The sequence below is a fragment of the Streptomyces sp. NPDC040718 genome, from assembly GCF_055593565.1.
Genome location: NZ_JBVIXO010000003.1, coordinates 466,318 through 484,136, shown reverse-complemented (window position 1 = coordinate 484,136; position 17,819 = coordinate 466,318). Strand labels below are relative to the sequence as shown.

At 73.6% G+C, this 17,819-nt stretch carries 16 protein-coding genes; 4 read left to right on the top strand and 12 right to left on the bottom strand.

All coding sequences use genetic code 11. The features are described from left to right. Window positions 1-68 precede the first annotated feature (68 nt). Window positions 69-533 carry a hypothetical protein gene (locus ACZ597_RS10950; RefSeq protein WP_471327805.1) on the bottom strand — a complete coding sequence of 155 codons (465 nt, stop codon included), beginning with the start codon at window positions 531-533 and terminating at the stop codon, window positions 69-71. 192 nt (window positions 534-725) lie between these two features. On the opposite strand from ACZ597_RS10950, the gene ACZ597_RS10945 reads away from it, so the two are divergent. Further along, window positions 726-1,250 carry a hypothetical protein gene (locus ACZ597_RS10945; RefSeq protein WP_471327804.1) on the top strand — a complete coding sequence of 175 codons (525 nt, stop codon included), beginning with the start codon at window positions 726-728 and terminating at the stop codon, window positions 1,248-1,250. A 16-nt stretch (window positions 1,251-1,266) separates the two neighbouring features. Here ACZ597_RS10945 and ACZ597_RS10940 read toward each other — a convergent pair whose 3' ends face one another. The 5 genes from ACZ597_RS10940 to ACZ597_RS10920 form a co-directional block, all read right to left on the bottom strand. Continuing rightward, complete coding sequence (locus ACZ597_RS10940; protein WP_471327802.1) at window positions 1,267-1,512, bottom strand: DUF397 domain-containing protein; 246 nt, start codon at window positions 1,510-1,512, stop codon at window positions 1,267-1,269. A 143-nt stretch (window positions 1,513-1,655) separates the two neighbouring features. Next, entirely contained in the window at window positions 1,656-2,831 is a 1,176-nt protein-coding gene (locus tag ACZ597_RS10935) for a thiolase domain-containing protein (protein WP_471327801.1), read from the bottom strand. Continuing rightward, window positions 2,828-3,889 (bottom strand): thiolase domain-containing protein, encoded by a 1,062-nt coding sequence (locus tag ACZ597_RS10930; protein ID WP_471327800.1) that lies wholly within the window; start codon window positions 3,887-3,889, stop codon window positions 2,828-2,830. Before ACZ597_RS10930 ends, ACZ597_RS10935 begins: the two co-directional genes overlap by 4 nt. Continuing rightward, entirely contained in the window at window positions 3,886-4,845 is a 960-nt protein-coding gene (locus ACZ597_RS10925; protein WP_471327798.1) for a Zn-ribbon domain-containing OB-fold protein, read from the bottom strand. Before ACZ597_RS10925 ends, ACZ597_RS10930 begins: the two co-directional genes overlap by 4 nt. Before the next feature lie 684 nt (window positions 4,846-5,529). After that, window positions 5,530-6,330: a crotonase/enoyl-CoA hydratase family protein gene (locus tag ACZ597_RS10920; RefSeq protein WP_471327796.1), complete on the bottom strand. Its 801-nt coding sequence runs from the start codon at window positions 6,328-6,330 to the stop codon at window positions 5,530-5,532. A gap of 174 nt (window positions 6,331-6,504) precedes the next feature. On the opposite strand from ACZ597_RS10920, the gene ACZ597_RS10915 reads away from it, so the two are divergent. Continuing rightward, window positions 6,505-8,148, top strand: a complete 1,644-nt coding sequence (locus tag ACZ597_RS10915; RefSeq protein WP_471327795.1) for an acyl-CoA synthetase — start codon at window positions 6,505-6,507, stop codon at window positions 8,146-8,148. 47 nt (window positions 8,149-8,195) lie between these two features. Here the strand turns inward: ACZ597_RS10915 and ACZ597_RS10910 are convergent, their stop codons facing one another. Further along, window positions 8,196-8,729, bottom strand: a complete 534-nt coding sequence (locus ACZ597_RS10910; RefSeq protein WP_471327794.1) for a hypothetical protein — start codon at window positions 8,727-8,729, stop codon at window positions 8,196-8,198. A gap of 65 nt (window positions 8,730-8,794) precedes the next feature. Further along, the gene (locus tag ACZ597_RS10905) at window positions 8,795-9,649 is read right to left on the bottom strand and encodes an alpha/beta fold hydrolase (RefSeq protein ID WP_471327793.1); all 855 of its coding nucleotides are present in this window, start codon (window positions 9,647-9,649) and stop codon (window positions 8,795-8,797) included. Window positions 9,650-9,789: 140 nt separating this feature from the next. Between ACZ597_RS10905 and paaK the strand changes: the two genes are divergently transcribed. After that, the gene (gene paaK / locus ACZ597_RS10900; RefSeq protein ID WP_471327792.1) at window positions 9,790-11,115 is read left to right on the top strand and encodes a phenylacetate--CoA ligase PaaK; all 1,326 of its coding nucleotides are present in this window, start codon (window positions 9,790-9,792) and stop codon (window positions 11,113-11,115) included. A 101-nt stretch (window positions 11,116-11,216) separates the two neighbouring features. Continuing rightward, the gene (locus ACZ597_RS10895) at window positions 11,217-12,077 is read left to right on the top strand and encodes a YhjD/YihY/BrkB family envelope integrity protein (RefSeq protein WP_471327790.1); all 861 of its coding nucleotides are present in this window, start codon (window positions 11,217-11,219) and stop codon (window positions 12,075-12,077) included. A gap of 71 nt (window positions 12,078-12,148) precedes the next feature. Here the strand turns inward: ACZ597_RS10895 and ACZ597_RS10890 are convergent, their stop codons facing one another. The 4 genes from ACZ597_RS10890 to ACZ597_RS10875 all read right to left on the bottom strand — a co-directional run bounded on the left by ACZ597_RS10890 (window position 12,149) and on the right by ACZ597_RS10875 (window position 17,658). Continuing rightward, a complete protein-coding gene (locus ACZ597_RS10890) occupies window positions 12,149-13,648 on the bottom strand; it encodes a fatty acyl-CoA synthetase (RefSeq protein WP_471327789.1) in 1,500 nt (499 codons plus the stop codon). Between the two features lie 64 nt (window positions 13,649-13,712). Next, on the bottom strand, window positions 13,713-14,828 hold the full coding sequence (locus ACZ597_RS10885; RefSeq protein WP_471327787.1) for a calcium:cation antiporter: 1,116 nt from the start codon (window positions 14,826-14,828) through the stop codon (window positions 13,713-13,715). Between the two features lie 144 nt (window positions 14,829-14,972). Continuing rightward, window positions 14,973-16,529, bottom strand: coding sequence for an acyl-CoA synthetase (locus ACZ597_RS10880; RefSeq protein WP_471327786.1), 1,557 nt, complete (start codon window positions 16,527-16,529; stop codon window positions 14,973-14,975). Between the two features lie 22 nt (window positions 16,530-16,551). Then, window positions 16,552-17,658 carry an NAD(P)H-dependent flavin oxidoreductase gene (locus tag ACZ597_RS10875; RefSeq protein WP_471327784.1) on the bottom strand — a complete coding sequence of 369 codons (1,107 nt, stop codon included), beginning with the start codon at window positions 17,656-17,658 and terminating at the stop codon, window positions 16,552-16,554. Window positions 17,659-17,819: the final 161 nt, after the last annotated feature.

Genomic DNA, 17,819 nt, shown 5'->3' with positions numbered 1-17,819 from the left:
TACGCGCGCACGAGCCGATGGATCCCACTATCGGGAAAGAATCCGATCTTCTGTTCCGGGCGGGCGCTCTACTCGCGCCACCGCCAGGTGAGGGCTCCGCCTTCCGGGACCGCCGCCCAGCGGGCCGAGGCCGCGTCGAGGGCGGTACGGGCACGCTCCAGTTCGGCTTCGCCGAGCGGGGGGCGGCCCACGCCGCGGCCCGTGACGGGCAGTCCGGACCAGGCGCGGTAGGCCCAGTTGACGGCCATCTCCGCCGCCATCACGGCGTCTCCGCCGCGGCGCAGCACCTTGAGGCCGGACCGGCGGTGGCGGCCGGGCCGGGTCATCTCGAAGCCCTGGAAGGTGGCGCCGGCCGCCACCGCGCCCCAGAAGCCGTCGGTGACGCCGAGCGCCTCCTCCACGGCGGCGTGGGCGAGGTCGTGCGGGACGGTCGGGCCGGTGGGCTGCGCGGGGAGCCGTACGTCGGGGCCGCGGCGGCCGGTGACCGTGATCTCGTACCGGTTTCCCGGCAGCTTCCGGAAGGAGATGTCCATCGGGGCGACCGTAGGCCGGTGACCGCGACGGCCGCCACCGGTTTTCGCGGGCGGCGGGGCAGCGCGGATCCGGCCCGGGCGGGTTTGGTGCGGCCGTCCGTGGACAGCCGCAGGGGGAGGCACCCAGACGTGCCGGTCAGCCGGTCGGCCCCGGGCTCCGCGCGGGGCCGCACCCCGACCCGGAGGCGAACGATGAACACGAACCGCGGGCACGACGCCCCGGAGCGGCGCGCCGCGCTGCTCCCGGACGCGGGGGCCATGGTGGACGAGCACGGCCGCGCGCCGGGCGCGGCCTCCCGTACCGGGACGGATGCGGGCCCGGCGGCCGACCCGGCGCGGATGGACGCGCGGCGGGCCGCCGAGGCGGAAGTGAACGTACTGGTCAGTCACTGCGACCGGGCGGGCGCCGACGCCGTCCTCGGCGTCCTGGCGGAGGCGTTCCCCGGCATGACCCCGCCGGTCCCGGAGCGGGCGGGCGGGGCCGGGGCGGCTCCGAGCGTCTGGTCGGCGACGGTGGACGTCCGCCACCGGGCGCCCGGTGCGAGCCCGCGGGCCCGGCCGGCCGGCGCCGTGACCGCCGAGCTGGACGGCGCCGCGGAACCGGTGCGCGCGGTCCGCGCCGTACTGGAGGACGCCTTCGCCGGCGAGCACCTCGGCACCGTGTCCGGGGAGCACGAGCTCCAGGTCGCCCTGCGGCTGACCGCCCGCCCGGCGTGAGCCGGGCGGCGCCGGCTCAGCTCGGGCCGAAGCGTCCGCCCCGCGTCCCGAGGACGAACCTGCGCCACTCGCGCGGCGCGAAGACCAGCGAGGGGCCGTCGGGGCGCTCGCCGTTGCGCATCGCGATGAACCCCTCCACGAAGGCGATCTGGACGTCGCCCACCCCCCGGCTGCCGGCCTGCCAGTCGGCCCCGCTGAGATCGAGTTCGGGCCTGGGCCCGCCCCAGCCGGCAACGGGCTGCGAAATCGTGCTCTCCGCCACGTGCGTGCTCCTCCCGGTACGGTACGTCGTCGTCCGGGGGCCCAGGGTAGCGATCGGGGCGGGCGCCGGACAGGCCGCGGGCGTCACCCGCGGCCCGTCCGGCACACCGCGCCCGCCCCGGCGCCGCCCCGGCCCTGCCCCGGTCAGGAGCTCGGCGGCTGCGCGCCCACGAGCCACATCGCGAAGAACTGCGCGCCGCCGCCGTACGCGTGCCCCAGCGCCCGCCGGGCACCCGGGACCTGGTGTTCGCCGGCCAGGCCGCGGACCTGGAGGGCCGCCTCCGCGAAGCGGATCATGCCGGAGGCGCCGATCGGGTTGGTGGACAGCACCCCGCCGGAGGGGTTCACCGGGAGGTCGCCGTCGAGTTCGGTGACGCCCGCCTCGGTGAGTTTCCAGCCCTCGCCCTCCTGCGCGAAGCCCAGGTTCTCCAGCCACATCGGCTCGTACCAGGAGAACGGCACGTACATCTCGACCGCGTCGATCTCCCGGCGCGGGTCGGTGATCCCGGCCTGCCGGTAGACGTCGGCCGCGCAGTCCTTGCCGGCCTGCGGCGAGACGAAGTCCTTGCCCGCGAAGAGCGTCGGCTCGCTGCGCATCGCCCCGCCGTGCAGCCAGGCCGGCGGTTTCGGCGAACGGGCCGCGCCCGCGCGGTCGGTGAGGACCATCGCGCAGGCGCCGTCCGAGGACGGGCAGGTCTCGGAGTAGCGGATCGGGTCCCAGAGCATCGGGGAGGCCTGGACCTTCTCCAGGGTGATGTCGTGCTCGTGCAGGTGCGCGTACGGGTTCTTCAGCGCGTTGCGCCGGTCCTTGTACGCGACGAGCGAGCCCACGGAGTCGGGGGCGCCGGTGCGCCGCATGTACGCGCGCACGTGGGGGGCGAAGAAGCCGCCCGCGCCCGCCAGCAGCGGCTGCTGGAAGGGGACGGGCAGCGAGAGCCCCCACATGGCGTTGGACTCGGACTGCTTCTCGAAGGCGAGGGTCAGGACGGTGCGGTGGACCCGGGCCGCGACCAGGTTGGCGGCGACGAGGGCGGTGGACCCGCCGACGGACCCGGCCGTGTGGACGCGGAGCATCGGTTTGCCGACCGCGCCGAGGGCGTCGGCCAGGTAGAGCTCCGGCATCATGACGCCCTCGAAGAAGTCCGGGGCCTTGCCGATGACGACCGCGTCGATGTCGGCCCAGGTCAGCTCCGCGTCGGCGAGGGCGCGGGAGGCGGCCTCGCGGACGAGGCCGGCGATGGAGACGTCGTGCCGGGCGGCGACGTGCTTGGTCTGGCCGATCCCGACGACGGCGACGGGTTCCTTGCCCGGTGTGCTCATGCTCGGTCCCCTTCCAGGACGGCGACCAGGTTCTGCTGGAGGCAGGGGCCGGAGGTGGCGTGCGCGACGGCGCGGCGGGACTCGCCGCGGTGGATGCGGGCGGCCGCCTCGCCGATCCGGATCAGGCCGGCGGCCATCATCGGGTTGGCGGCGAGCGCCCCGCCGGAGGGGTTGACGGCCACCGCGTCGCCGAGTCCGAGTGCCTTGCGGAGCACCACCTCCTGGGAGGAGAACGGCGCGTGGAGTTCCGCCGTGTCCACGGGGGCGTCGAAGACCCCGGCGCGTTCGGCGGCGGTCCGGGTGGACGGGGAGTCGGTCAGGTCGCGCAGGCCGAGGCCGTGCGCCTCGATGCGGTGGTCGATGCCGGTGATCCAGGCGGGCCGTTCGCACAGCCGCCGCGCGGTGTCGCCGGCGGCCAGGACGACGGCGGCCGCGCCGTCCCCGACGGGCGGGCAGTCTCCCGTGCGCAGCGGCCGCACCTGGTAGCCGCCCTGCGGGACGGGGCCGCTGAGCTGGGCGTGCGGGTTGCCCTCGGCGGAGGCCCGGCTGCGGGCGCCGATCGCGGCGAGCGCGTGCTCGTCGGTCTCCCCCGCGTCGATCAGCGCCTGCGCCTGGAGCGCGGCCAGCGCCACGGAGTCGGGCCACAGGGGGGCGAGGTAGTACGGGTCGAGCTGCCGGGTGAGGACGTCGCGTACGGAGCCGGGCGAGGACTTCCCGTACGAGTAGACGAGCGCGGTGTCGGCCTCGCCGGTCTGGATCTTGACCCAGGCCTCGTAGAGCGCCCAGGCGCCGTCCATCTCGACGTGCGACTCGGAGATCGGCGGCCAGGCGCCGACCCCGTCGAGGGTCATGGTGAAGGAGAAGGCCCGGCCGGCGAGGTAGTCGCTGGAGCCGGAGCAGGTGAAGCCGATCTCGCCCGCCTTGAGCCCGGTGGCGGCCAGCACCCGGTGCAGGACGGGCATCACCATCTCGACTTCGCTGAGTTCGTCGGTGCGGCGCAGGTGGTCGCTCTGGGCGAAGGCGACGACGGCCACCTCGCGCGCGTATCGGGTCGTCACAGCAGCTCCTTGTACGCGTCGTAGTCCGCGTCCGGCTCGCCGGTGGGGCGGTAGTGGTCGGGGTGGCGGCCGCCGTCGGTCCACACGGGTTCGACGCGCAGGCCCATGCGGACCTGGTCGTACGGGATTCCGCCGATCCGGCCGTGGAGGGCGAGGCCGGCGCCGTCGAGGGCGATGTGGGCGTAGACGTAGGGGACCTCGATGTCGAGGTTGCGCGCCTTGATGTTGACGATGCAGAAGGTGGTGACGGTCCCGGCCGGGCCGACCTCGACCCGGTCGGTGGTGGCCACCCCGCAGGTGGGGCAGGCGCCGCGCGGGGGGACGTACACCTTGTGGCAGGAGGGGCAGCGCTCGCCGACGGTGCGCCGCTCGGAGAGCGCGTTGATGTAGGCGGTCTGGGCGCGGCCGGGGCTGTAGGTGTAGTCGAGGCGGGCCTCGGCGACGATGCCGGTGACGGGGTCGGCGAACACCCCGTCGTGCGCGGCGGCTCCGCTCGCCTCCTGCCCCGCGTACGGCTCGAAGCAGGCGATGTCGGTGATGGCGCCGGTGCGCTCGGCCGCCCAGCGGACGCGTACCCGCATCCCGCTGGACACGGCCTCCGGGCCGGGTGCGTCGAGGGCGTGCAGGATCGCGGTGTCGGCGCCGTCGAGCCGTACGAGCACCCAGGCGAAGGGGGTGCCGAGGGGCTGCTGGGGGCGGGGTTCGCCGTTCCAGGCCCAGGTGGTGACGGTTCCGGTGGGGGCGACCTCGACGAGCTCGCGGATCTCCTCGGCGGTGACGGGGTCGTACTCGGCGGGCGGCACCATGACCCGCCCGTCGGAGGTCCGGACGCCGAGCACGACCCCCTCCCGCAGGCCGGTGAGGAAGGCGCTCTGCACGGGTCCGAGGGAGCGGGTGAAGGGGAACTCGACGACCAGGGGCGCACGCAGCACCTCGGGCGGGGACGCGGCTGTCATGGACGGCTCTCCGATTCTCGGGGGCGGTTCTGGATCGCTACTCGACGTGCCCGGCGGGGCCGGTCCTCCGTCCGGTACGGAGCCCGGCCGGCAGGGCGCCAGAGGCCGGGCGGCGGGCCCGGACCCCGGAACGGGGATCGGGCCCCGCGACCCCGGCACGGGTCCGGGCCCGGCACGGAGGCCCGACGCGAAACCGGCCCAGGGGCCGCGCACAAAGCCGGCCCGCAGCCGCGGGACGGACCCGGGCAACGGGACCGGTCCGAGACCGGACCACAACCCGGCACGGGCCCGGAACGGAGGCCCAGTACGGCGCCGGACCACGGGCTGGAACAGGCCCCGACCACAGGCCCGAGGGGCCCGGCCCACAAGCCCGGCACGGCTCCGGGCCGCAGGCCCAACGGGCCCGGGCCGCGACCCGGGACAGGCCCCGACCGCAGGCCCAACGGGTCCGGCCCCGAGCCCGGGACGGGTCCAGCCCCCAGGCCCAACGGGTGCGGGCGGCAGGCCCGAGCCGTTCGGACCGCAGGCCCGGGGGGGTCTGGGGCGGAGCCCAGGGGTCTGGGGCGGAGCCCAGGGGACCGGGGGCGGGGCCCAGGGGACCGGGGCGGGGCCCAGGGGACCGGGGGCGGGGCCCAGGGGACCGGGGGCGGGGCCCAGGGGACCGGGTACACGCGCGGCCGGCGCCTAGGCTCGGCGGTAGACCGGCGGCCGCTTCTCCGCGAAGGCCCGCGCCCCCTCCTTCGCGTCGGCCGTCTCGAAGACGGGCCAGCCCCGTACCAGTTCGGCGGCCAGCCCCTCCGTCTCCGTCAGCTCGGCGGTCTCGTACACCGAGGCCTTCACCGCCTCGACGGCCAGCGGGCCGCACGCGTTGATCAGCTCCGCCGTCTCCAGCGCGGCGTCCAGCGCCGTCCCTTCCGGCACCACCCGGCCCACGAGCCCGATCCGCGCCGCTTCCTCGGCCGAGTACGGACGCCCCGTCAGCAGCATCTCCAGCGCGTGCGTGCGCGGGACCTGCCGGGGCAGGCGGACCGTGGAGCCGCCGATCGGGAACAGCCCCCGCTTGACCTCGAACAGTCCGAACGTGGCCCCGGCGCCCGCTACCCGGATGTCGGTGCCCTGGAGGATCTCGGTGCCGCCCGCCACGCAGTAGCCCTCGACCGCCGCGATCACCGGCTTGCGCGGCCGGTGGTGGCGGAGCATCGCCTTCCAGTGCAGGTCGGGGTCGGCTTTGAGGCGGTCCCGGTAGTGGTCCCCCGCCATGCCCCCGCCGGCCAGCGCCTTGAGGTCCATGCCGGCGCAGAAGTCGCCGCCCGCGCCCGTCAGGACCACCGAGCGGACGGTGTCGTCCGCGTCCGCCTCCAGCCAGCCGTCGTACAGGCCCACCAGCAGGGGAAGCGAGAGCGCGTTCTTCGCCTCCGGCCTGTTCATGGTGAGCACCAGCGTGGCGCCGCGGCGCTCCACGGTCAGGTGTTCGGTCCCACCCATTGCCGTCCTCCCGTCTCAAGACCTAGAACAGGTTGCAGGAGGGCCGGTGGCAGTTCAATAGTTTTCTGACACTCAGTCAGATCTCTTGGCGTGCGCCCTTCCCAGTTGGACCGGGCGACGCTCTAATGACCGCCGAGCAGCCCAGCCGTGAGCACTTTCGGGTCAGGAGGAACGGTGGAGTACAACCTTGCCGACCTGTTCGAATCGGTCGTGGACGTGGTCCCGGACCGCGAGGCGCTGGTGTACGTCGACCACCCCGGGACCGGCGCCGAGCGCCGCCTGACGTACGCGGAACTGGACGCGGCGGCGAACCGCGTCGGGCACCACCTGCTGGACAGCGGGCTGCGGCCCGGCGAGCACGTGGGGCTGCACCTCTACAACGGGATCGAGTACCTCCAGACCGTACTGGCCTGCCTCAAGGCCCGTCTGGTGCCGGTGAACGTCAACTACCGGTACGTGGAGGAGGAGCTGGTCTACCTCTACAACGACGCCGACCTCGCCGCGCTCGTCTTCGAGGGCGAGTTCACGGAGCGGGTGGCGGCCGCCCTGCCGCAGACGACGAGGCTGCGCCACCTGGTCCGGGTCGGGCGGGCGCCCGCCGGCGCGCCGGAACCGGCGGTCGCACCGGTCGCGTACGAGGACGCCGAGGCGGCCGGGTCACCGGAGCGCGGGTTCCCCGGGCGCAGCCCGGACGACCTGTTCATCATCTACACCGGCGGCACGACCGGGATGCCCAAGGGCGTCATGTGGCGGGCCGAGGACCTGTTCTTCGCGGGGCTGTTCGGCGGGGAGCCCTCGGGCGAGCCGGTGAAGCGGCCCGAGGAGCTCGCGGAGCGGGTCGCGGCGCGCGGCGCCGGGCTCACCTTCTTCCCCGCTCCCCCGCTGATGCACGGGACCTCGACGCTGACCTCGTTCATCGCCTTCAACTACGGCCAGCGGGTGGTGATCCACCGCAAGTACGCGCCCGAGGAGGTGCTGCGCACCATAGCGAAGGAGAAGGTGTCGAGCGTCTCGCTGGTCGGCGACGCGATGCTGCGGCCGCTGATCGACGCGCTGAACGGGCCGCTCAAGGGGACGGACCTGTCCTCGCTGTTCAGCGTCTCCTCCTCCGGGGCGATCATGTCGGAGACCGTCCGCGCCGAGTTCCGGCGGCTGGTACCGAACGTGGTGCTCCTGAACAACTTCGGCTCGTCCGAGTCCGGTTCCAACGGCAGGGCGACGGACGACTCGGGCCCGGAGAAGGGGTTCCGCCTCCAGGTCAACGACCGTACGCAGGTGGTGGACCCGGTGACGCACGAGCCCGTGGCGGTCGGTGTCCCCGGACGCCTCGCGCAGCGCGGACACGTCCCGCTCGGCTACTACAACGACCCGGTGAAGACGGCGGAGACCTTCTTCCGGAAGGGCGCCGAACGCTGGGTGCTGCTGGGCGACATGGCGACGGTCGACGAGGAGGGCATCGTCACCGTGCTGGGGCGCGGCTCGCAGTGCATCAACACCGGCGGGGAGAAGGTCTACCCGGAGGAGGTCGAGCAGGCCCTGAAGTCGCATCCGGACGTGTACGACGCCCTGGTGGCGGGGGTCCCGGACCCGACGTGGGGCAACCACGTGGCCGCGGTGGTGCAGGTACGGGAGGGCGCCGCGGAGCCGACGCTGGAGGAGATCCAGCGCCACTGCCGCACGAGGCTGGCCGGCTACAAGATCCCGCGCCAGCTGGTGATCACACCGGCGGTGCAGCGCTCCCCGAGCGGCAAGGCGGACTACCGCTGGGCCAAGGCCGTGGCGACGGAGGCGGACGCGGGGGCGGGTGCGGCCGGTTAGCGGCCGTCCGGCGGATCACGGCCCGGAACCTCGCGCCGGCGCCGCCTTCACATGGCCTCGGCTTCCAGCGCCTGTCGGGCCAGGCCGATGAAGGTGGCGTACGCGTCCCGGAAGTCCGTGAACGCGGCGTCGTAGGCATGCCTCGGCTCAGGAGTGGTGGCGCCGACCAGATCCCTGAGCCGAGGCTGCACACGACGGGCCGTCTGCCGTACGTGTTCCGACGCGTCAGACACTTCGGCGGGACCATCGAGGCGGACTTCGTGGTTGGCCCGGTTCATGTTCCCGAGGGCCGGGGCCATGTGCTCGTACATCTGCCTCAGCAGACGGTCCTTGGACTCCCGGTCCCGCGCGGCGTCGACGGCATCGATCTGCCAGGTGACCTCGAAGAAGACGTGCGCGCAGCCCATCATCTCCCGGTAGGTCGACCGGCGGCGCTCGCGCTGTTCCCGGAGCGCGTCCGCCCTCGCGGCGGTCCGGGCTTGCGCCAGTGCCGCCCGCGAGGTCGCGCGTGCCGTGATGTAGCTGGCCCCGAGCGCGGTCAGCGCGGTCAGGACGCCGACCCACAGTTCGCTGTGTCCCATGATCCGGGAGTCTGCCAGCACGGAGCGCCGTCGCGGCGGGCGTTCGCCGCAGTCCCCCGCCGGGGTCAGGCGCCGGTGGACAGGAAGCGTTCCACGCGGGCCGCGAACCACTCGGCGTCGTCCAGCCACGGGAAGTGCGCGGCGTCCCGCTGGACGTCGGCGGTTCCGTGGGGCAGGAGCCCGGCGAGTCCGGCGGCGACGGCGACGGTGGGGTAGCCGTCCAGTTCCCCCGCCAGGACCAGCGCCTCGCCGTCGAACCGGCGCAGGGCCGCGCGCGTGGCGGGCGGGTCGAACGCCCCGGGGCCGGCGAAGGCGGCGGCCGCGGCCTGGTTGCGCTCCCGGTCGCTCGCGGCGACGTGGGCGCGCGCCTGCTCGTCCCAGCGGCCGTAGGCGAGGACCATCGCCCGGCGCCGGTCCTCCGGAGAGGGGTCACCGCCGGCCGCCCACAACCGCTCGTAGGCGGCGATGGCCGTGTCGTAGGGCTCCCGGCCCGCCCGGGTCCGGACCGCTTCCAGGCTCTCCTCGGGGGTCGGCCCGAGGTCCACGGCCCAGGCGGTCGGGGTCACGAGGGCCAGGCGGCGCACGCGCCCGGGGTGCGCGGCGGCGTACAGCAGGGCGAGGTTGCCGGCGGCCGAGTGGGCCAGGACGTCCATGCGGTCCAGGCCCAGGTGGACGCGGAGCGCCTCGACGTCTTCGACCTGGTGGTCGACGCGGTACGTGGACTCGTCGGCCGGCACCGCCGAGTCGCCGGTGCCGCGCAGGTCGAGGAGGATGAGCCGGCGGCCGGCGGAGAGCCCGCCGAGGTCGCCCAGGTAGCGGGAGGCCCGCATGGCGCCACCGGGGAGGCAGACCAGCGGTTCGCCCTCGCCCCTGACGTGGTAGGCGAGTTCGGTTCCGTCATAGGTGGTGAATACAGGCATGAGGGCCATCAGATCAGACGATCACTCGTTCGAGTCATTGCTTTACCCGGCGGGGTCCGGCAATCTACCGAATGAACGTTCGGTTGGCCTTTGGCGGTATGACTCTCGACGACGATGACGATGGCGATGAGGTGGCGGCGATGACGGCGCGTACGGGTCTCGAAGACCTCGGTGGATTCCAGGACGAAGGCGAGCGGCTGAGCCCCGACGAGCTGGCGGCGCTCCAGCTGAAGCGGCTGCGGGCGACCTTGCGCCGGGCCTACGACCGGGTGGCCTTCTACCGGCAGGCCTTCGACAAGGCGGGGGTCCATCCCGACGACTGCCGCTCGCTGGCGGACCTCTCCCTCTTCCCGCTCACCACCAAGGCGGACCTGCGGGACCAGTACCCCTTCGGGATGTTCGCCGTACCGCGCGCGGACGTGCGCCGCATCCACGCCTCCAGCGGCACCACGGGCCGCCCCACGGTGGTGGGCTACACCGACGGGGACCTGGCCACCTGGGCCGATGTCGTGGCCCGGTCGCTGCGCGCGGCGGGCGCCCGGCCGGGGCACATCGTGCACGTGGCGTACGGGTACGGCCTGTTCACCGGGGGCCTGGGCGCCCACTACGGGGCGGAGCGGCTGGGGTGCACGGTGGTCCCCGCCTCCGGCGGCATGACGGACCGCCAGGTCAGACTGATCCAGGACTTCCGCCCCGAGGTCATCATGGTGACCCCCTCCTACATGCTCACCCTGCTGGACGAGATGGAGCGCCAGGGCATCGACCCGCGCAGCACCTCGCTGCGCACCGGGATCTTCGGCGCCGAGCCCTGGACCGAGGAGATGCGCCGGGAGATCGAGGACCGGCTCGGCATCGACGCCGTGGACATATACGGCCTGTCCGAGGTGATCGGACCGGGCGTCGCGCAGGAGTTCGCCTCGCACAAGGACGGCCTGCACATCTGGGAGGACCACTTCTACCCCGAGGTCGTCGATCCGCTCACCGGGGCGGTACTGCCGGACGGGGAGCCCGGGGAGCTGGTGTTCACCTCCCTCACCAAGGAGGCCATGCCGGTGATCCGCTACCGGACCCGGGATCTGACGCGGCTTCTGCCGGGGACGGCCCGGCCGGCCTTCCGCCGGATGGAGAAGGTGACCGGCCGCAGCGACGACATGATCATCCTGCGCGGGGTGAACCTCTACCCGACCCAGATCGAGGAGATACTCCTGCGCATCGCGGGCCTCGCCCCGCACTTCCAGCTGCGGCTGACCCGGGAAGGCCGCCTCGACGCCCTCACCGTGCGGGTGGAGGCGCGCCGGGAGGCCGATGCCGACAGGCGGCGGGCGGCGGCCGCGGAGCTGGTGCGGGCGGTCAAGGAGTCCGTCGGGGTGTCCGTCGCCGTCGAGGTGGTGGAACCGGAGAGCCTGGAGCGCTCGGTCGGCAAGATCAAGCGGGTGAGGGACCTCCGGGAGCCGCACTCCTCCTGAGCGGGCCGGTCCACGCCTACGGGCGGTTGAAACCACCCGTTCGGGCCCATTCCGGCGCCGCTTCCGGGAGCGGCCGGGCCCGTCCGGGTAGGGGATCAGGTGTGACCTCGACCCTCCGGCGCCTCCACGACCGGCTCTTGGGCTCCCCGGCCGGGCTGGCCTGGAGCCGTGGCCGGGAGATCGAGCTGATGCACCGGGCGATGGGCTTCGCCGCCCTGGGCTTCCTCACCCTGGTGCCGTTGCTGGTGGTCGTCGCGGCGGCCGCGCCGGGCAGCGGTTCCAACTTCGGCCGCTGGCTGGGCCAGGCCCTCGGGGTGACGGCGTCCTCGCGGGCCCGGGTCGAGATGCTGTTCGGGGCGGCGGACCTGGCTCTGGAGCGGACCACCGCCTTCGGCCTGGCGGCCCTCGCGGTGTTCGGGCTGACCTTCGGCTCCGCCGTGCAGACCGGCTACGAGAAGGTGTGGGACCTGCCGACGGCCCGCTGGCACACCATGTGGCGGCACGTGGTGTGGCTGGCGCTGTTGGTCTGCTACCTCGGGCTGCTGGTGGGGATCCCCGCCCCGTCCGACAGCGTGGCGGGCACCGTGGTGGGCACCGTCAGCGACACCGTCGGCACCTGCCTGTTCTTCTGGAGCTCCGGGCGGCTCCTGCTGGGCGGCCGGGTCCGCTGGCGGGCGCTGCTGCCCGGGGCGGTGGCGACGAGCCTCGGGCTGCTGGGCCTCCGGGTCTTCTCGCAGCTGGTGTTCTCCCCGCTGATCGCCTCGAACGCCGTCACGTACGGCCCCTTCGGGACGCTGCTGGTCGTGCAGTCCTGGCTCGTCGGCGTCGGGGTCGTGGTCTACGGCGGGGCGATGGTGGGCCGGCTCGTCCACGAGCACCTGACCCTGCGCCGGCTGCGCGCCAACGGGCTCCTGCCGCCGGCGCACCCGCACGGTCACGCCGACGCGCCGGCCCCGGAGTGACGGGCCGGGGAGTGACGGCCGGGGAGTGACGGCCGGGGAGTGACCGCCGGGGAGTGCCGGCCGGGGATGCCTCAGGCGGTGCCGAAGCGGTCGCGGAGTTCCCGCTTGAGGATCTTGCCGCTGGCGTTGCGCGGGAGGGCGTCCACGAACAGCACCCGCTTGGGCGCCTTGAAGTGCGCGAGCCGCTCCCGGGCGTAGGCCGTCAGCTCGGCCTCGGTGACCTCCCCACGGGGCACGACCACCGCCGTGACGGCCTCGATCCACCGCTCGTCGGGCAGCCCGACCACCGCCGTCTCGGCCACCCCGGGGTGGGTGTAGAGCACGTCCTCCACCTGCCGGGACGCCACGAGCACCCCGCCCGAGTTGATGACGTCCTTCACCCGGTCGACCACGGTGAAGTACCCGTCGGCGTCCCGTACCGCGAGGTCGCCGGAGCGGAACCAGCCGTCCCGGAAGGCCTTCGCGGTGGCCTCGGGGTCGTTCCAGTAGCCCAGGCAGAGCTGCGGGGACCGGTAGACGACCTCCCCTGCCGTGCCGTCGGGGACGTCCGCACCGTCCTCGTCGACGACCCTGGCCTCCACGTGCCGCACGGGGCGCCCGCACGACTCCATCCGCCCCTCGTGCTCCCCGGGCCCCAGGACGGTGGCCAGCGGCCCGATCTCGCTCTGCCCGAAGCAGTTGTAGAAGCCCAGCCCCGGCAGCCGGGCCCGCAGCCGTTCCAGGACCGGGACCGGCATGATCGAGGCCCCGTAGTAGGCCTTGCGCAGTGCGCCGAGCTCCCGCTGCCCGAACTGCGGGTGGTTGGCCAGCGCGATCCACACCGTGGGCGGCGCGAACAGGCTGTCGGCCCGGCCGGCCTCCACGAGGTCGAAGACCTCCTCGGCGACCGGCGCGTCCAGGATCGTGTTGTGCGCGCCGACCGCCAGGTAGGGCAGCAGGAAGACGTGCATCTGTGCCGAGTGGTAGAGGGGCAGCGAGTGGACGGGCCGGTCGGCCTCCCCCAGGTCCAGGGCCTCGATCGCGCTCTCGTACTCGTGCGCCAGCGCCCGGTGGGTCATCATCGCGCCCTTGGGCAGGGCCGTGGTGCCCGAGGTGTACAGGAGCTGCACCACGGCGTCCGGATCCCCGGCGGACTCGTACGCCGACGGCACGGCCAGCTCGGACAGGAAGGAGCCGGGCGCTTCGCGCAGCGCCCGTACGGTGTGCCCGTCGGGGACGCGGTCCGCCAGGTCGGGGTCCGCGAGGACCAGGGCGCTCGCGCAGTCGCCGAGGATGTGCGCGAGGTCCTCGCCGGTGAGGTTCTGGTTGACCGGGACGTGGGTGAGCCCGGCCCGGGCGCAGGCGAGGAAGGCGATCAGGTACGCGTCGGAGTTGTGGGCGAAGGCCGCGACCCGGTCCCCCGCGGCCAGCCCGTACCGCTGCCGCAGCACGGCGGCGCCGGTGGAGACGGCCGCGTCGAGTTCCCCGTACGTCCAGCTCCGCTCCCGGTAGCGGATGGCGACCCGGTCGGGGACGCGCCGCGCGCTGTCCCGTACGAGCCCGTCGACCGTCTGGTGCCGCACTGCCGTCATGGGCGTGATCCTCGCCCCGCCCCGGCCCTGGGTCAATATCGGTGCGCCGGCCGGGGTGCACCTCCTACGGGCTGACGGCGAGGAAGAGGTAGGCGGCCAGCAGTACGAGGTGGACGCCGCCCTGGAGCAGGGTGGCGCGGCCCGGAACGATCGTCAGGGCGCCGACCACCACCGTCAGGGCGAGCAGCACCATGTGGAGCGGTGCCAGGCCCAGCAGCAGCGGCCCGGTCAGCCAGATGGAGGCCAGGGCGATGGCCGGGATGGTCAGGCCGATGCTGGCGATGGCGGAGCCGTAGGCCAGGTTGAGGCTGGTCTGGACGCGGTCGCGGCGGGCGGCCCGGACGGCGGCGAGGGTCTCGGGGAGCAGGACGAGCAGGGCGATGATCACGCCGACGACGGCGTGGGGCAGTCCGGCGTCGGAGACGCCCTTCTCGATGGTCGGGGAGACCGCCTTGGCGTTGCCGACGACCGCGACGAGGGCGGCGAAGAGGAGGCCGAGGCTGATGAGGGCGGCGCGGGCGGTGGGCGGTTCGGCGTGGTCGCCGTCGCCGTCGGCGGAGCCCGGGGCGGTGCTCCCGGTGTCCACGGGCAGGAAGTAGTCGCGGTGGCGGACCGTCTGGACGGCGATGAACAGCCCGTAGAGGGCGAGGGAGGTGACGGCGGCGAAGGTCAGCTGGGCGGAGGAGAACTCCGGGCCGGGCTTGCTGGTGGTGAAGGTCGGCAGCACCAGGCTCAGCACGGCGAGGGTCGCGACGGTGGCCAGGGCGGCTCCGGAGCCTTCGGCGTTGAAGACGGCGACCCGGTTGCGCAGGGCGCCCACGAGCAGGGACAGGCCGACGATGCCGTTGCAGGTGATCATGACGGCGGCGAAGACGGTGTCCCGGGCGAGGGAGGCGGTCTTGTCGCCGCCATCGGCCATCAGGGTGACGATGAGGGCCACTTCGATGACGGTGACGGCGACGGCGAGGACCAGTGAGCCGAAGGGTTCGCCGACCCGGTGGGCGACGACCTCGGCGTGGTGCACGGCCGCGAGGACCGCCCCCGCGAGGCAGAGGGCGACCAGGGCCACGGCGAGGCCGGACAGGTCGCGCCCCCAGCTGAGGACGAGCGCGACCAGCGCCACCACGGGAACGAGGAGGGTCCAGTCGGTCAGGGGGGATCTGCGCGTTGCCGTACTCATGCCAGCCAAGTTGCCAGAACCGGCGCCGGGGTGCGCCACGAGGCGCCCATCCGGAGCCCCGGAGTGGCACTTCTCACGAAATATCAGCGTGTTGCGGACATCTGAGCCCGGCCCCGGCTGCCGGCGGAGCCGGGGCCGACTGCGTCACACGGCGCGGTCGCGGCCCTCCCAGTAGGGGTCGCGCAGGCGGCGCTTGTAGAGCTTGCCGTTGGGGTCGCGGGGCATCGTCTCGATGAAGTCGACGGACTTCGGCCGCTTGTAGCCGGCGAGCCGGCGTTCGCAGTGGTGGAGGATCTCGGCGGCCAGCGCGTCGCCCGCCTCGAAACCCTCGGCGGGTTCGATGACGGCCTTGACCTCCTCGCCCCAGGATTCGTGGGGGATGCCGAAGGCGGCGGCGTCGGCCACGGCCGGGTGGGTGAGCAGGGCGGACTCGATCTCGGCGGGGTAGATGTTCACCCCGCCCGAGATGATCATGTCGATCTTGCGGTCGCGGAGGAAGAGGTACCCCTCCTCGTCGAGCAGGCCGAGGTCGCCGACGGTGAAGAAGGCCCCGATGCGGTTCTTGCGGGTCTTGCCCTCGTCCTTGTGGTAGCTGAAGCCGCCGGTGTTCATCTTGATGTAGACGGTGCCGAGCTCCCCGGCGGGGAGCCGGTTGCCGTCGTCGTCGAAGACCGCGAGCTCGCTGATCGGCCAGGCCTTGCCGACCGTGCCCGGCTTCTTCAGCCAGTCCTCGGCGGTGGCGAAGGCCCCGCCGCCCTCGCTGGCCGCGTAGTACTCCTCCACGCAGCGGCCCCACCAGTCGATCATCGCCCGTTTGACGTGGTCGGGGCAGGGGGCCGCGCCGTGGATCGCGTGCCGCATCGAGGAGACGTCGTAGGCGTCCTTCGTCTCCTGCGGGAGCGCGAGGAGGCGGTGGAACTGGGTGGGGACCATGTGGGTGTGGGTGCAGGCGTGGCGGTCGATCAGGCGCAGCATCTCCTCCGGGCTCCACTTGTCCATCAGCACCAGCGGGTGCCCGATGTGCAGGGACGCGCCGGCGAACTGGAGCACGGCGGTGTGGTACAGCGGCGAGCAGACCAGGTGGACGTTGCCGTCGGAGGGGCGGATGCCGAAGATGCCGAGGAAGCCGCCGAGGTACGTCTCCTCCGGGAGTTTGCCGGGCAGCGGGCGGCGGATGCCGCGGGGACGGCCGGTGGTGCCGGAGGTGTAGTTCATGACCCAGCCTAGGGTGCGGCCGACGGGCGGTTCGCCGCTCTGGCCGTCGAGGAGTTCGGCGTACGCCCGGAAGCCGGGGACCGTTCCGACGGCGTAGCGGTGTCCGGGGGCGAGCCCGGCCTCTTCGGCGGCGGCGGTGGCGGCGTCGGCGAAGCGTTCGTGGGCGATGAGGACCTTGGCGCCGGAGTCGGAGACGATCCAGGCGATCTCGGGGCCGACGAGGTGGTGGTTGACGGGGACCAGGTAGAAGCCCGCCTGGGAGGCTGCCAGGTACGCGGTGAAGAACTCGACGCCGTTGGGCAGGACGACGGCGAAGGCGTCCCCCTCCTCCAGTCCGGCGGCGCGCAGGCCGTGAACGAGGCGGTTGACGTCGGCGTGCAGCCGGCCGGCGGACCACTCCTCGCCCTCGGGGGTGACCAGGACGGTGCGGGCGGGGTCTGCGGTCGCCTGCGCCCAAAAGCCGTTGGGCTGCTGCGTGTCGGTCATGCTGATCCTCACTCCTCACTCCTCAGGACCGGCCGGCGATCCGGTTGATGCGGTCGATGGCGCGCTCGAAGCCGCTGGTGAGCTCGTCGAACACGGCCCGGACGCTGCGCTCGCTGTTCATCCGGCCGACGATCTGGCCCACGGGGGTGCCGAGCAGCGGCTGGACCTCGTACTTCTGGATCCTGGAGACGGCCTCGGCGACGAGCAGCCCCTGGAGCGGCATGGGGAGGGCGCCGGGTCCCTCCGGGTCGTCCCAGGCATCGGTCCACTCGGTGCGCAGCTGGCGGGCCGGTTTGCCGGTGAGGGCGCGGGAGCGGACGGTGTCGCCGGAGCCGGCGGCGAGGAGCTTCTCGGTGAGGGCGCGGGAGTGCAGGTCGGCCTCGGTGGTGGTGAGCCAGAGGGAGCCGAGCCAGACGCCCTGGGCGCCGAGGGCGAGTCCGGCGGCGATCTGCTCACCGCTGCCGATGCCTCCGGCGGCGAGGACGGGGAGCGGGGCGACGGCCTCGGCGATCTCGGGGACCAGGACCATGGTGGCGATGTCGCCGGTGTGGCCGCCGGCCTCGTAGCCCTGGGCGACCACGATGTCGATGCCCGCTTCGGCGTGGCGGCGGGCGTGTTTGGCGCTGCCGGCGAGGGCGGCGACCAGGACGCCGTGTTCGTGAGCGCGGGCGATGACGTCGGCGGGCGGGGAACCGAGGGCGTTCGCCAGGAGTTTGACGGGGTAGTCGAAGGCGACGTCGAGCTGGTTGCGGGCGACCTGCTCCATCCAGCCGGTGATCCGCCAGCCGGAGGCCTCACCCTCGGCGAGTTCGGGGACGTGGTGCTTGGCGAGGGTGTCGCGGACGAAGGCCCGGTGGCCGGCGGGGATCATCGCCTCGATGTCGGCCTCGCTGACGCCGTCGACGGCCTTCTTGGCGGGCATGACGACGTCGAGGCCGTAGGGCTTGCCGCCGGTGTGCTCCTGCATCCAGTCGAGGTCGCGTCTGAGGTCGTCGGGAGCCGTGTAGCGGACGGCGCCGAGCACGCCGAAACCGCCCGCGCGGGTGATGGCCGCGGCGACCGCCGGGAAGGGCGTGAAGCCGAAGATGGCGTGCTCGACTCCCAGTTTCTTGCTCAGCTCCGTCTCCATGGGCGTGAGGATGCCGCAGGGCGGCGGCCGAGGGAAGAGATTTTCTGATGCAGTGTCAGATTCTTGCGGGCGGCCCGGTGCGGAGGGTCCCCGGCGGGCGGGCAGATACCCAGTAGCGTGCGGAACGCCTGCGGCGGGCCCGGATGGACACGGGCGCTCCC

Bases quoted from the DNA above. Each gene is read 5' to 3' on its own strand.
- ACZ597_RS10950 (WP_471327805.1), bottom strand. From the start codon at position 533: ATGGACATCTCCTTCCGGAAGCTGCCGGGAAACCGGTACGAGATCACG.
- ACZ597_RS10945 (WP_471327804.1), top strand. From the start codon at position 726: ATGAACACGAACCGCGGGCACGACGCCCCGGAGCGGCGCGCCGCGCTG.
- ACZ597_RS10935 (WP_471327801.1), bottom strand. From the start codon at position 2,831: ATGAGCACACCGGGCAAGGAACCCGTCGCCGTCGTCGGGATCGGCCAG.
- ACZ597_RS10925 (WP_471327798.1), bottom strand. From the start codon at position 4,845: ATGACAGCCGCGTCCCCGCCCGAGGTGCTGCGTGCGCCCCTGGTCGTC.
- ACZ597_RS10920 (WP_471327796.1), bottom strand. From the start codon at position 6,330: ATGGGTGGGACCGAACACCTGACCGTGGAGCGCCGCGGCGCCACGCTG.
- ACZ597_RS10910 (WP_471327794.1), bottom strand. From the start codon at position 8,729: ATGGGACACAGCGAACTGTGGGTCGGCGTCCTGACCGCGCTGACCGCG.
- ACZ597_RS10905 (WP_471327793.1), bottom strand. From the start codon at position 9,649: ATGCCTGTATTCACCACCTATGACGGAACCGAACTCGCCTACCACGTC.
- paaK (WP_471327792.1), top strand. From the start codon at position 9,790: ATGACGGCGCGTACGGGTCTCGAAGACCTCGGTGGATTCCAGGACGAA.
- ACZ597_RS10890 (WP_471327789.1), bottom strand. From the start codon at position 13,648: ATGACGGCAGTGCGGCACCAGACGGTCGACGGGCTCGTACGGGACAGC.
- ACZ597_RS10885 (WP_471327787.1), bottom strand. From the start codon at position 14,828: ATGAGTACGGCAACGCGCAGATCCCCCCTGACCGACTGGACCCTCCTC.
- ACZ597_RS10880 (WP_471327786.1), bottom strand. From the start codon at position 16,529: ATGACCGACACGCAGCAGCCCAACGGCTTTTGGGCGCAGGCGACCGCA.
- ACZ597_RS10875 (WP_471327784.1), bottom strand. From the start codon at position 17,658: ATGGAGACGGAGCTGAGCAAGAAACTGGGAGTCGAGCACGCCATCTTC.